Annotated in this window: 15 protein-coding genes; 11 read left to right on the forward strand and 4 right to left on the reverse strand. The window is 62.4% G+C overall.

The window, feature by feature from the left end:
• Positions 1 to 64: 64 nt before the first annotated feature.
• Both IEX75_RS04145 and IEX75_RS04150 read right to left on the reverse strand, forming a co-directional pair.
• Entirely contained in the window at positions 65 to 673 is a 609-nt protein-coding gene (locus tag IEX75_RS04145; protein ID WP_229720625.1) for a CDP-alcohol phosphatidyltransferase family protein, read from the reverse strand.
• A gap of 7 nt (positions 674 to 680) precedes the next feature.
• Positions 681 to 1,679: a DUF2066 domain-containing protein gene (locus IEX75_RS04150; protein ID WP_188792970.1), complete on the reverse strand. Its 999-nt coding sequence runs from the start codon at positions 1,677 to 1,679 to the stop codon at positions 681 to 683.
• Positions 1,680 to 2,042: 363 nt separating this feature from the next.
• Between IEX75_RS04150 and purM the strand changes: the two genes are divergently transcribed.
• The 3 genes from purM to IEX75_RS04165 all read left to right on the forward strand — a co-directional run bounded on the left by purM (position 2,043) and on the right by IEX75_RS04165 (position 4,630).
• On the forward strand, positions 2,043 to 3,071 hold the full coding sequence (gene purM / locus IEX75_RS04155) for a phosphoribosylformylglycinamidine cyclo-ligase (protein WP_188792971.1): 1,029 nt from the start codon (positions 2,043 to 2,045) through the stop codon (positions 3,069 to 3,071).
• A gap of 149 nt (positions 3,072 to 3,220) precedes the next feature.
• Positions 3,221 to 3,883 (forward strand): phosphoribosylglycinamide formyltransferase, encoded by a 663-nt coding sequence (gene purN, locus IEX75_RS04160; protein ID WP_188792972.1) that lies wholly within the window; start codon positions 3,221 to 3,223, stop codon positions 3,881 to 3,883.
• Positions 3,884 to 3,925: 42 nt separating this feature from the next.
• On the forward strand, positions 3,926 to 4,630 hold the full coding sequence (locus IEX75_RS04165) for a DUF3108 domain-containing protein (RefSeq protein ID WP_188792973.1): 705 nt from the start codon (positions 3,926 to 3,928) through the stop codon (positions 4,628 to 4,630).
• A 78-nt stretch (positions 4,631 to 4,708) separates the two neighbouring features.
• Here IEX75_RS04165 and murA read toward each other — a convergent pair whose 3' ends face one another.
• Both murA and IEX75_RS04175 read right to left on the reverse strand, forming a co-directional pair.
• Positions 4,709 to 5,968 carry a UDP-N-acetylglucosamine 1-carboxyvinyltransferase gene (murA, locus tag IEX75_RS04170; RefSeq protein WP_188794312.1) on the reverse strand — a complete coding sequence of 420 codons (1,260 nt, stop codon included), beginning with the start codon at positions 5,966 to 5,968 and terminating at the stop codon, positions 4,709 to 4,711.
• Between the two features lie 40 nt (positions 5,969 to 6,008).
• The gene (locus tag IEX75_RS04175) at positions 6,009 to 6,248 is read right to left on the reverse strand and encodes a BolA family protein (protein ID WP_188792974.1); all 240 of its coding nucleotides are present in this window, start codon (positions 6,246 to 6,248) and stop codon (positions 6,009 to 6,011) included.
• A 169-nt stretch (positions 6,249 to 6,417) separates the two neighbouring features.
• On the opposite strand from IEX75_RS04175, the gene IEX75_RS04180 reads away from it, so the two are divergent.
• The 8 genes from IEX75_RS04180 (at position 6,418) to hprK (ending at position 13,277) form a co-directional block, all read left to right on the forward strand.
• Complete coding sequence (locus tag IEX75_RS04180; protein ID WP_188792975.1) at positions 6,418 to 7,428, forward strand: KpsF/GutQ family sugar-phosphate isomerase; 1,011 nt, start codon at positions 6,418 to 6,420, stop codon at positions 7,426 to 7,428.
• A 17-nt stretch (positions 7,429 to 7,445) separates the two neighbouring features.
• Entirely contained in the window at positions 7,446 to 7,988 is a 543-nt protein-coding gene (locus IEX75_RS04185) for a KdsC family phosphatase (RefSeq protein ID WP_188792976.1), read from the forward strand.
• Positions 7,985 to 8,647: an LPS export ABC transporter periplasmic protein LptC gene (lptC, locus tag IEX75_RS04190; RefSeq protein WP_188792977.1), complete on the forward strand. Its 663-nt coding sequence runs from the start codon at positions 7,985 to 7,987 to the stop codon at positions 8,645 to 8,647. Before IEX75_RS04185 ends, lptC begins: the two co-directional genes overlap by 4 nt.
• Entirely contained in the window at positions 8,613 to 9,212 is a 600-nt protein-coding gene (lptA, locus tag IEX75_RS04195; RefSeq protein WP_229720626.1) for a lipopolysaccharide transport periplasmic protein LptA, read from the forward strand. Before lptC ends, lptA begins: the two co-directional genes overlap by 35 nt.
• A gap of 7 nt (positions 9,213 to 9,219) precedes the next feature.
• Positions 9,220 to 9,939 carry an LPS export ABC transporter ATP-binding protein gene (gene lptB, locus IEX75_RS04200; RefSeq protein ID WP_188792979.1) on the forward strand — a complete coding sequence of 240 codons (720 nt, stop codon included), beginning with the start codon at positions 9,220 to 9,222 and terminating at the stop codon, positions 9,937 to 9,939.
• Between the two features lie 167 nt (positions 9,940 to 10,106).
• A complete protein-coding gene (locus IEX75_RS04205) occupies positions 10,107 to 11,585 on the forward strand; it encodes an RNA polymerase factor sigma-54 (protein ID WP_188792980.1) in 1,479 nt (492 codons plus the stop codon).
• 164 nt (positions 11,586 to 11,749) lie between these two features.
• Complete coding sequence (gene hpf, locus IEX75_RS04210; protein ID WP_188792981.1) at positions 11,750 to 12,073, forward strand: ribosome hibernation-promoting factor, HPF/YfiA family; 324 nt, start codon at positions 11,750 to 11,752, stop codon at positions 12,071 to 12,073.
• Positions 12,074 to 12,326: 253 nt separating this feature from the next.
• Positions 12,327 to 13,277, forward strand: coding sequence for an HPr(Ser) kinase/phosphatase (gene hprK, locus IEX75_RS04215; protein ID WP_188792982.1), 951 nt, complete (start codon positions 12,327 to 12,329; stop codon positions 13,275 to 13,277).
• Position 13,278: the final 1 nt, after the last annotated feature.

Here is a 13,278-nt window from a genome sequence, read left to right on the forward strand (position 1 = left end):
AAGCAAGTGTGGCTGATGTGAGGGGCCGTTCAAAGCCTTGCGGTCTCGCGGCGAGGCGCGTCCGTCACCCCAGCCTGCTTCCCGGTGGAGAGAGAGCGTTGGTATGTCGCGCCTGCCAAGCTCGATGCGACCAATAAAGTACGTAGTGTGCGCCGCTCGCCACGCACAGCACGGCCACCAGCCAGGCCAACACCGACGACCGCAGCACGGGCCAGTGCGCCAGCGCCAGCAAGACGGTTAGCAAATAGATGATCTGCGCGAGCGTGCAAGCTTTGGATAGCAGGCTGGGCCGTGGTTCGATCGGGCCGATCAGCACGCGCCAGCCGAGCGCACCCAGGGCGATCATCCCATCGCGGCCGCATACGATCACCGCCAGCCAGACAGGCGCTTCCTGCCGCCATGCCAGGATCACGAAGCAAGCGATCAGCAACAGCTTGTCGGCGACCGCATCGAGTATTCCGCCGAGCCGGCTCTGCCAGCCATAGTGACGCGCCAGAAAACCATCCAGTCCGTCCGATGCGCCAGCCACCGCGACCAGCAGCAGCGCGAGAGACCATTGCTCATGCCACAGCAGCCAGCAGATGGGCACTACCAGCAGCACCCGCAACATGGAGATGGCGTTGGGCAGATGCCGCCAAGGCGATTGCGACGCTGTCGGCATCGCGGCGGTCACGACGAACTTAATGCAACCAGCGCAGGCTGGCGTCCGCGCCATCGTGGGAATCGCCTGCCATCACGCGCCCGCCAGCGGCAAGGTTGGTGACGAGGTTATCCAGCGGCATACCTGCCTTCACCGACAACATCACGCCGTCGTCCTGGGCGCCAACCGTGGCGATGGTTCGTACGGAAGGATCGGCACGCAACGTGGCGAGCAGGCTGGCGTAATCCATCGCCGAATGCAGGCCAGACACCCACAACGTGCCGTTCACGTCGGCGGTGGCGATCACGTTGAGCGCCTGGCCCAGCCGGCCGGTGGCACTTTGGCCGGCATCGGCGAACAAGCCGTTCTGGTCGGTGCCCTGTGCGTTCCAGTGCTGGGACTGCCCGCCGCTGATCAGCGTCCAGTCGGCACTGTTTGCATGCAGGTCGCCGATCAGCACCAGGCCCGTGTGATAAATCCGGCTGATCGCGGACAAGGCAGCAGGATCGGCGCCCGCCAGCTTGCCCAGGTCTGGCAACTGCGAGGGATCGTCGGCATAACTCACCTGATAGCCACCTTTGTTGATCGCACCGGTAAGCGCACCGAGTTCATTCTGATTGAGCAGATGACCGTCACCGGCCTTCACCACCAGCAACAGCGGCGGCCTGACGCCGGCCGTGGTGGCGCCCAGTTGGGTGACCAGGCGTTGCACCGCGCCCTGATCGAAACTGACGGTCAGCGTGAAGGTGGGCGGGTTGCCGCCGTCGGCCTGATACTGGAACTGCTTCACGATGCCTGCAGCATTCTGCAAGGCCTCGGGATAGCCGGGCTTGCTGCTCAGATCCTGGCCGCCGGAGACGCGCACCAGCACCTGTCCCAATGCCGATTGGAATGCCTGGCTACGTTGCGCCGCACTGGTGTCAGTGACCGGTATCACGACGGTGTACGGCGAGTTGGTGGTCTGCCCTCGCGCCATCGGGGCGAGCCCCAGGGCGAGACCAAACAGCAGCAGGGCGATCGGCAAACGTGGCAGACGCATGTCAGGGGGCCGTATTCAGGTCAGGGGTCAAGGGATGATCTGATGAGTTCTGCGTAGGCGGCATGATGTCCAGAAGGCCCGCAGGGTGTGTTGCGTGGCGCAGAGCAGACTGGCCGTCTGTTCAAGTCGCGCGGCGCAGCCTGCGGGCCTTCTGGACATCACCCTTCGGGCCGGCACTGTCCGTCCGCATACCTTCGGCCCATCGTCTCGACAGACGGCCAGTCTGACTTCGCCGATGGTCCTGTGGTCTGCGAACGGACAGTGCCGGTGACGCCCACGCAGAACTCATCAGAGCATCCCGAAGTCTGCCCAATCCAGCCCTTAACGTCTATCATTGGACGTTTCTTCAAGCTCAGGTTGGCCATGTCCGACGCCCTTACCTACCGCGCCGCAGGCGTGGATATCGATGCCGGCAATGCCGTGGTCGAACGTATCAAGCCGCTTGTGAAGCGCACCTTTCGTCCGGAGGTGATGGGCGGACTGGGCGGCTTCGGCGGCCTGTTCAACCTGGGCACGAGCTACAAGGAGCCGGTGCTGGTCTCAGGCACCGACGGCGTGGGCACCAAGCTCAAGCTGGCTCAGCAGTTGAACCGCCACGACACCATCGGCATCGACCTGGTGGGCATGTGCGTGAACGACGTGCTGGTGCAGGGCGCCGAGCCCTTGTTCTTCCTCGACTACTTCGCCACCGGCAAGTTGGACGTGGATACCACCGTGGCCGTGGTCGGCGGTATCGCCAAGGGTTGCGAACTGGCCGGCTGCGCGCTGATCGGCGGCGAAACCGCCGAAATGCCCGACATGTATCCGCCGGGTGAATACGACCTGGCCGGTTTCACCGTCGGCGCGGTGGAAAAGGAAGCGTTGCTCAGTGGCGACAGTGTCGTAGCCGGTGACGTGATCCTGGCTGTGGCGTCGTCCGGCCCGCATTCCAATGGTTATTCGCTGATCCGCAAGATCGTCGAACGCGCAGGCAACCCGCTGGAGCTGGACCTCGGTGGCGTGAAGCTGGCCGATGCGCTGATGGCACCGACCACGATCTATGTAAAGCCGGTGCTGGAACTGCTGAAGTCTGTGTCTGTGCATGGCATGGCGCATATCACCGGCGGCGGCCTGAAAGAAAACATCATCCGCGTGGTGCCGGATGGCCTCGGCCTCAAGCTTGATGCCTCCGCCATCGTGCTGCCGCCGGTGTTCGATTGGCTGATGCGCGAGGGCAAGGTTGCACGCGAAGAGATGTGGCGCACGTTCAATTGCGGCGTGGGCTTTACCGTGTTGCTGCCGCGTGATGCGGTGAGTGCGGCGTCGGCATTGCTGGCCAAGCATGATTTGAAGAGCTGGGTGATTGGCGAGGTGGTGCAGGCACAAGCGGACGAGCGCGTGCATATTGGTTGAGACTTTCAACAATCTCGCGATAGAGCCCTGTGGCCGTCATTCCCGCGAAAGCGGGAATCCATGTTGGCTCTGATGCAAAAAGCAAAAATGGATTCCCGCTTTCGCGGGAATGACGGCCGGCAAGAACACCTTCTAATCGATCACCGAACATGCCCGCACCACTCCGCATCGCAGTCCTCGCCTCCGGCCGCGGCAGCAACTTCGCCGCGCTGCTGGCCGCGCGCGAACGCAGCGAACTGCCGGTGGAATTCGTGCTCGTCGCCAGCGACAAGGCCGACGCACCCGTGCTGCAATTCGCACAAAGCGCGGGCGTGCCAACCACCGTGCTCGATCCGCGTGGGTACAGCGACCGCCGTGCCTACGACGTCGCCCTGTTCGATCGCATCGGCGCCAGCAAACCAGACTTGCTCGTGCTGGCCGGCTTCATGCGCATCATCGATGGCGAAGCGTTGAAACCGTGGACAGGCCGGATGATCAACATCCACCCTTCCCTGCTACCCAAATACCGCGGCCTGCATACACACCGGCGCGCGCTGAAAGCCGGCGATCTCGAACACGGCGCAAGCGTGCATTACGTAACGGCTGAACTCGATGGCGGCCCGGTGATTGCCCAAACCATCTTGCCGATCGAAGCCGGCGACAACGAAAACACGCTGGCTGCACGCTTGCTGCCCTTGGAGCATCAACTGCTACCGGCGGTTGTCGCGCTGCTTGCTGCAGGCAGGCTGGCACTAAGCGAAGAAGGCATCACGTTCGACAATCAGCCACTTCGCAAACCCTTGCGATGGAAAGACGGCGAGCTCGTTCGCTAATCGCCATCAGGCGTTCAGCCTTCGCGCGTACACTGCCGACCCATGCGCACACACAACCTCCCCCGCTCCCTCCTCGCCGGCCTTGCGCTGGCTGTCTCCACCGCTGCGTTCGCCGCACAGCCGACACCGTTCACGGCCACCTACGCTGTGACAAGTCAGGGCCAGCCGATGGGTGAAGCGACCATCACGCTGAAATCGCTAGGCAACGGCCAATACGAATACAGCAACCAGATACAAGGCACGTCTGGCTTGGCGGCAGCACTGGGCGCCAACTCCAGTGATGTCACTCGCTTCCGCTGGAATGGCAATACGCCCGAGACCGAAAGCTATATGTCCAAGGTCGTTGCATTCAAAGTCAAGCAACGCAGCATGCAGGTGAACTGGAATACCAAGCAGGTAAGCGTGGACGAGGGCAAAGGTGTCACGAACTACGCCGCGGTTCCGGGCATGGTTGATCGCAATACCATCTCGTATGCACTTGGCTTGGCACTGCACAATGGCAATCAGAACGTGACCTTGCCGGTAGGCGTGAAGCAGCACGTGGAGCAGCAGCAATTCAAGGTGCAAGGCACCGAGAGCGTGAAAGTGCCGGCCGGGAGCTTCCAAGCTGAGCGCGTGACGCGCACCGATTCGGACAAGCACTTCGAAGCATGGTATGTGCCGGCTAAATATCCGCTGCCGGTGAAACTTGCGCAGAGCGATGGCGGGGATTTGACGTTGGAACTGGTGCGTTACAGCTCGCCGTAAATCACGTAGGTTGGGGTGTAAACCCCAACATGGTATGTATCCAGAATGGCGGTGTTGGGGTTTGCACCCCAACCTACGTCACGTCGGCAAACGACGAATCCGCGCCCCAAGCGTACTGAGCTTCTCTTCGATGTTCTCGTAACCACGATCGATGTGATACACGCGATCTACCGTGGTGTCGCCTTGAGCGACCAGTCCCGCCAACACCAGACACGCCGAGGCGCGCAGGTCAGTGGCCATGATCGGCGCACCGCTCATCTTGTCCACGCCGCGGATGATCGCGGTGTTACCTTCCAAGCGAATATCCGCACCCAGACGCTGCAATTCATGCGCGTGCATGAAGCGGTTCTCGAACACGGTTTCGGTAATCACGCCAACGCCCTCCGCCACACAATTGAGCGCGGTGAACTGCGCCTGCATGTCGGTAGGGAACGCGGGATACGGCGCGGTGGTGATGTTCACCGCCTTCGGGCGACGCCCTTGCATGTCCAACTCGATCCAATCCGGACCGGTGGAAACGTGTGCGCCGGCTTCTTCCAGCTTCACCAGCACCGCATCGAGCGTATTCGCGCGTGCATTGCGGGCACGGATCTTGCCGCCGGTCATCGCGGCGCCGACCAGGAAAGTGCCGGTTTCGATGCGATCGGGCAGCACTTCGTAATGGCCGCCATGCAGGCGTTCCACACCGTGGATCACCAGGGTGGAAGTGCCCGCGCCTTCGATCTGCGCGCCCAGCGTATTGAGGCAATTGGCCAGGTCGACCACTTCCGGTTCCTGCGCCGCGTTTTCGATGATGCTGGTGCCATCGGCGAGTACCGCCGCCATCATCACGTTCTCGGTACCGGTAACGGTCACCATGTCCATCATGATGCGCGCGCCCTTCAGGCGCTTGGCGCGGGCCTTGATGTAGCCGTTCTCGACGTCGATCTCCGCACCCAGTGCCTGCAGGCCGCGGATGTGCTGATCCACCGGACGCGAGCCGATCTGGCAACCACCGGGCAGCGACACCTCCGCCTGGCCGAAGCGCGCCACCAGCGGCCCCAGTACCAGGATCGATGCGCGCATGGTCTTCACCAGCTCGTACGGCGCGAAGTAACGGTTGGTGGAACGCGGGTCCACCTGGATCTTCATACGGTCGTCCAGCACCAGTTGCACGCCCATCTGGCCGAGCAGTTCCATGGTGGTGGTGACGTCGTGCAGGTGGGGCACGTTGCTGATCGTGACCGGCTCATCGGCCAGCAGGCAGGAAGCGAGGATCGGCAGCACGGCGTTCTTGGCGCCGGAAATGCCCACTTCACCGCGTAGCGGCTCACCGCCGCTGATCAGGATTTTTGCCATGGGTGAATCCTTGAAATAGGTGACGCCCGGCGCGGCGGCGTCAACGGCGCGCAGCGGCTTCATCGGGTGTCAGAGTCTTGAGTGCGAGCGCGTGGATGGCGCCTCCCATGAGGTCGCCGAGGGTGCCATACACCAGGCGGTGCCGCGCCAAGGGCAGCTTGCCCTTGAACTGCTCGGCCACAACTTCCGCCTCGAAGTGCACCCCATCGTCCCCCTGCACGCTTGCCTTGGCGCCGGGCAGACCCGTTTCAATCATTGCCTGGATGCTGGCTGCGTCCATCGGTTTTCCAAATACTTGCGATGCTGAACGCCGGTTGCCAACCCGTACAGGTGGAACCATCGGCGACAGGCATCAAGATAGAATGCGAATATGCCATGTTAATGGAAATCCGCTGTCGCAGAAACGACACAGTGTGTCGCCGCCCTGTCCAGCCCGCTGCCGAGGACGCATGAACGCACCCATCGCCAAGCCCAAATCCACCCGGGTGGACGCTGCCGCCGTCGTGCGCAGCGCACGCACGGTCATCGCCACCGAGGCCGCCGCCATCCGCGCGCTGGAGCCGCGCATCGACCAGACTTTCGTCGACGCCTGCCGGCTGATCCTGGGCTGCAAGGGACGCGTGGTGGTGACCGGCATGGGTAAGTCCGGGCATGTGGGGCGCAAGATCGCCGCCACCCTGGCCTCCACCGGCACGCCGGCGTTCTTTGTGCATCCGGGCGAAGCCAGCCATGGCGACCTGGGCATGATTTTGCCGCAGGATGTGGTGCTGGCCCTGTCCAACTCGGGCGAAACCGACGAAATCCTGTTCATCCTTCCGGTGATCAAGCGCCAGGGCATTCCGCTGATCGCCATCACGGGCAATCCCGATTCCTCCCTCGCCGGCCAGGCCGACGTGCACTTGGATGCCGGTATCTCGGCCGAAGCCTGCCCACTGGGCCTGGCCCCCACCGCCAGCACCACGGCGGCGTTGGTGATGGGTGATGCCCTCGCCATCGCGCTGCTGGAAGCGCGCGGGTTTACCTCCGAGGACTTCGCGCGTTCCCATCCCGCGGGCAGCCTGGGGCGCCGTCTGTTGCTGCACATCAGCGATGTGATGCACACCGGCCCAGGCATCCCGATGATCCACCCGGATGCCACGATCACCGAAGCCCTGATGGAAATGACCCGCAAACATCTCGGCATGACTGCCGTCGTCGACAGCGAACAGCGCCTGCTGGGCGTGTTCACCGACGGCGACCTGCGCCGCGCGCTGGACGACGATGGCGTCGACCTGCGCAATGCGCACGTCAGCGATCTGATGACGCGCGGCCCGAAGGTGATCGGCGCCGACAAGCTGGCCATCGAAGCGGCCCAGCTGATGGAGAAATACCAGATTCACGCCCTGCTGGTGGTCGACCACACACAACGCGTGGTCGGCGCTCTCAACATTCACGACCTGCTGCGCGCACGCGTGGTTTAAACAGGCCCGGATACCGCATGGATTATCTTTCCAACTTGCCTGCCGACGTGCTTGCCCGCGCCGCCAGGATTCGCCTGGCCGCGTTCGACGTGGACGGCACGCTCACCGACGGCCGCCTGTGGTACAGCGAAAGCGGCCACGAAACCAAGGTATTCCACGTGCATGACGGCCTCGGCCTGAAGCGCCTGCAGTCGCACGGCGTGCAAGTCGCCATCGTCAGCGCTCGCATCAGCCATCCGGTCGCCTTGCGCGCGGAAGAACTCAACATTGCGCATGTGTACCAAGGACAGACGGACAAACGCGAATGCTTGCGCCAGATGCTGGAAGCACTGGAACTCACGCCCGAAGAGGCCGCCTTCATCGGCGATGACCTGCCCGATCTGCCTGCCATGCAGATCGCTGGCTTGGCCGTTGCCGTCGCCAACGCGCACCCGTGGGTGGCGCAGCGTGCGCACTACCAGACGCATCTCGGCGGCGGCATGGGCGCGGTGCGCGAAGTGTGCGATCTGATCCTGCATGCGCAGGGCAAGAGTGCGGCAGAACAGGAGCACTGGCGGTGAACCTGCGCCAATTCCTGCGCGACAACCGCACCAACGTCGCGATCGCACTGCTTGCCATTGCCGCGCCGGCCAGCTGGATGCTGCGCAGCTGGGTGGTGGGCGAGCCGCCGGTGAACGAATTCATCGGCCCGCCGATTTCCGATTACGTGCTCTACAACGCCACCGTGTGGAGCTATGACACCAACGGCTTGCATAGTTTCACCATGACCGCACCGCGCATGGATCGCCGCGGCGGCGACGAATCGCTCTACATCAATGCGCCGGTATTCGAGATCGCCTCGAAAAACCCCGGCGTGCCGGATTGGCACGGCAATGCGCCCTTCGGCTGGGTCAACAAGGGGGGCACGGAAATGCGGCTGGACGGCGCGGTGTACATGCATCGCCCTGCCTACGCACAAGGTCCCATGGCAACATTATGTACCTCCAATGTCACCGGCTGGCCGAAAGAGAACCGCATGCAAACCGCGGATCAGGCCACGATGACGCAGGGAGCCAGCGTGATGTACGGCGTCGGCATGCGTGCCAGCCTCAACGATAACCATTTGGAGTTGCTCCATGACGTGCACGGCGTGCTGTATTCGAGCCAGAACAATGCTACGGCTAAGCCTGTTGACTGCAGGAATCTTGTCGCTGCAGCCGGCGCTGGCAAGGCAGGATGATCGCAACCAGCCGATCCACGTCGTGCATGCCGAAAGCTTCGACGGTTACAACCAGCCCAACAGCATCAGCACGTTCACCGACAACGTGCTGATCACCCAGGGCACGATGAAGCTCACCGGCGCATTGGCCAAGATCTATACGGCCAAGGAAGACACATCCGTCGACCACGTCATCGTGACCGGCACGCCACAAAAGCGTCCGCACATCGAACAGATCGACGACAACGGCAACCTGATGACCGGCGATGCCGATCAGCTGTATTACGACAACGTCAACGGCATCGCGATCCTGACCGGCAACGCCATCGTGCATCAGCAGAACAAGGGCGATGCGCACGGTGCCAAGCTCACCTACAACACGCAAACCAGCTACATGGTCGGCGAAAGCAACGGCGCAGGTCCGGTCACCATGACCTTCCTGCCCAAGCAGAAGCCCCTGCCGCCGCCGAAGCACGGCGCCGCGCCGGCAACGTCACCCGCCGCGCCAGCCAAGCCGGCTGCCAAACCTGCATCGTCATCCAGCACCAGCGCGCCGGCCTCCGCCAGCAGCGCCTCCAAGGAATAACCATTACATGCTGTCCGCAGAAGGCCTGCAAAAAAGTTTCCGTGCGCGCATGGTTGTGCGCGACTTCGCGTTCTCGATCCGTCAGGGCGAAGTGGTCGGCCTGCTCGGCCCCAACGGCGCCGGCAAAACCACCTGTTTCTACATGATCGTAGGCCTGATCGAAGCGGATGCCGGGGCGATCAAACTCGACAAGCAGGACATCACCGGCCTGCCCATGCATGCACGCGCCAAGCTCGGCATCGGCTACCTGCCGCAGGAAGCGTCGGTGTTTCGCCGCCTCAGCGTGGCCGACAACATCATGGCGGTGTTGGAATTGCGTGAAGGCCTGGACCAGCGCAAGCGCGATGCCGAACTGGAAAGCCTGTTGGATGAGCTGAAAATCGCGCATATCGCCGGCCAGAAGGGCATCAGCCTGTCCGGCGGCGAACGCCGCCGCGTGGAGATTGCGCGCGCGCTGGCCGCACAACCGCGCTACATGCTGCTGGACGAACCGTTCGCTGGCGTGGACCCGATTTCAGTGGGTGAAATCCAGCGCATCGTGCGGCACCTGAAGGAACGCGGCATCGGCGTGCTGATCACCGACCATAACGTGCGCGAGACATTGGGCATCTGCGATCGCGCCTACATCATGAACGAAGGTGAGGTGCTCTCGCGCGGCACGCCGGCACATATCCTGGCCGACGAACGGGTCCGCGAAGTGTATCTGGGGCGCGAATTCCGGCTTTGAGCAGCCGCCCCAAAAGCTAGGTAAATACTCCAACTTTTTTACCGGCACAAGTCTAATTTGAGCCGCTTCACATCCGCGTATAAAGCGGCACTACATGGCGCCTGTCAACTATGGCCGGCGCTCCGCCGAGGGGTTAGGATGAAGCCAGTTAAACCCTTTTGGCAGGCATGAAACCAGGGCTTCAGTTCCGTCTCAATCAACAGTTGGCTCTTACGCCGCAATTGCAACAGGCCATCCGGCTGCTGCAGTTGTCGCAACTGGAGCTGGCAGCCGAACTGCGTCAGCTCGCCGAGAGCAACCCCCTGCTCGAGTTCGCGGAAGACGCGACGGAAGAACAGGGCGAAACCGAAGTCGACGGCGAATACGACAACGAATTCGAATCGCTGGCCTCGGTGAGCAGCGATGCGGCACCCGGTGGCAGCGATGCCAACGATGAGGCCCCCGAGTGGACCGAGCCTGAGATCAGCTCCGACGAGCCGATCGATTTCTCCTCCAGCAACGGCAGCGGCAACGGTTCGGGCAACCGCGACGAAGAAGGCATGGAGCCGCAGAACGCAGCGGCCGAGTCGCTGCAGGAACACCTGCTGTGGCAGCTTAATCTCACGCCGATGGAACCGCGCGCGAAAGCGATCGCCACGGTGCTGATCGATGCGCTCAATACGGACGGCTATCTCGGCGAAGGCATCGATGCTGTGCTTGCTGCGCTGCCACCGCATCTGAAGGCAACCGTCGAGGAAGTGGAAGCAGTGCGCCGCCGGTTGCAGCACTTCGATCCCGCTGGTGTCGCCAGCATCGATCTTCCCGATTGCTTGCGCGCGCAACTCGAACAGTTCGATCCCAGCACGCCGTTTCGCGATCTTGCCTTGCGCATCGTCGAGCAGGAATTGGAACTCCTGGCCCGCAACGACATGGCCAAACTGGCCCGTCGCCTGCACGCCACCGAGGAAGAAACCACCGGCGCCGCCATCCTCATCCGCAGCCTGGACCCGCGTCCGGGCGCGGCGATGGATACCACGCCGGTGGAATACGTAGCGCCTGATGTCTACGCGCGCAAAGATGGCACACGCTGGCGCGTGCTGATGAATCCGGACAGCCAGCCCAAACTCAGCCTCAACCAGCACTACTGCAGCCTGATCGCACAAGCGCGCGGCGACGACGCCAGCTGGATGCGCGGCCAACTGCAGGAGGCGCGCTGGCTGATTAAAAGTTTGGAATCCCGTGCCGAAACACTCCTGAAGGTCGCCGAAGCAATCGTGCGAAGGCAGAGCGCCTTCCTGGACTACGGTCCGGAAGCGATGCAGCCGCTGGTGCTACGCGAAGTAGCCGAGGAGGTGGGTATGCATGAATCAACCATTTCACGTGTTACCACGCGCAAATACATTCACACGCCGCGCGGCACTTACGAGCTGAAGTATTTCTTCTCCAGCGGCGTGTCCACTGAAGACGGCGGCAGCGCGTCTGCCACTGCCATCCAGGCCATGCTGCGCAAACTTGTCGACAACGAAGATCCGCGCAAGCCGCTCTCCGATCAGGCACTCGCCGAGGAACTGCACAACAAAGGCATCCAGGTAGCGCGCCGTACGGTCGCGAAATACCGGGAAATCCTGCGTATTCCCAGCTCCAGCGAACGACAGCGCAATAGCTGACATGTCTGCACTCCGGTCACGCCGGGAACTTGCGGCACGGCAAAACAATCCCATATGCAGAGTTAAGGTCTAGCTTCACGGTGCAACGATCGGCTCCACGTTTTTCGATCCGCGCACTGATCAACGCCGCCACTGGCGGCCAGTTCCAAGAAGGAGGCGTAGCCATGCAATTCCAACTCAGCGGTCAGAAGATCGAAGTCACAGCGGCCCTTCGCAATCATGCCGAAGCCAAGCTCGATCGATTGACTCGCCTCGACGAACGCATCGTTGGCCTGAATGTCGTGCTCTCAGTCGACAAGCTGCAGCACTGTGCAGAAGGCACGCTGAAGGTTCCAGGCAAATCGCTGCACGCCGCAGCCACCGAAAACGACATGTACGCCTCCATTGACGTGTTGTTCGACAAACTTGTTGACCAGCTTCGCCGCTATCGAGAAAAGCTGCACGATAAACATCCGCATGAAGTGCGCGAGGCCCGACAATACGGGTAATCGCATGCGCCCCTTCCCCTCTCCCGTTCGTTACGTATTACTCCCTCCCCTGCTTGCAGGGGAGGGCCGGGGCGGGGTTGCATGGGCTTGCCACATAGATTGAGTTCAACGCGAGATTCGCTTCACCCCACCCCAACCATCCCCTACTGCACGTAGGGGAGAGGGCAAAAAACCCGCCGCTTCGTCCAAACTGGCACAATGTTCCCCGCCGCCGCCCTCTCCGAGGCAGCCACGCGGCGCAAAGGGAACTTCCTTGGACCGCCTTACCGCACGACAACTCTTCGACGACATCCACGAGCGCATGGCGCTGCGGTGGGTTGCTGGCATGCGCGGCGAAACGCGCGTGCTCGAATACGGCTCCACGCCAGCCCGACGCCCGTCGCTGGTGGGTTATCTCAATGTGATCTATCCCAACAAGATCCAGATCATCGGCACCGAGGAGCTGAGCTTTCTCGACAGCCTGGATTCGCGCCAACGCTGGGAAGTGGTCCACAAGGCGGCCGCCACGCAGCCGGTCGCCTTCATCGTCACCAAAGACCAGGCCATTCCCGCCGACCTGCGCGAAGTGGCAGAAGAAACCAACACACCGCTGTGGATCAGCGCCAAGCGCGGCCATGAGCTGCTGACCTGGATGCAATACCACCTGGCGCGCACCATGGCACCGCGCCTCACTTTGCACGGCGTGCTGCTGGAAGTGTTTTCCATCGGCGTGCTGATCACCGGCGAAGCCGGCTCCGGCAAAAGCGAGCTGGCGCTGGAACTGATCAGCCGCGGCCATCGCCTGGTCGCCGACGATGCGCCCGAATTTACGCTGATTGCACCGGACGTGATCGACGGCGCCTGCCCCGAACTCCTGCAGGACCTGCTCGAAGTGCGCGGCCTGGGCGTGCTCAATGTGCGCGAGATGTTCGGCCACACATCGGTCAAGACATCCAAATACCTGCGCCTGGTGATCCATCTCAAACCGTTGCGCGACGGCGAAAACGTCGATGCGCTCACGCGTCTTACCGGCGACGTGGGCCATCGCGACATTTTCGACGTGAAGATGCCGATGATCACCCTGCCCGTCGCCCCCGGCCGCAACCTGGCGGTACTGGTGGAAGCGGCAGTGCGCAGCCATATGTTGAAAAGCAAGGGCATCGACCCTGCACAGAGCTTCATGGACCGGCAAGCCCATCAGATGCGTCGTCTGCCCCCCTGGTGAA

The organism is Dyella nitratireducens (genome assembly GCF_014642835.1).
Taxonomy (GTDB): Bacteria; Pseudomonadota; Gammaproteobacteria; order Xanthomonadales; family Rhodanobacteraceae; genus Dyella_B; species Dyella_B nitratireducens.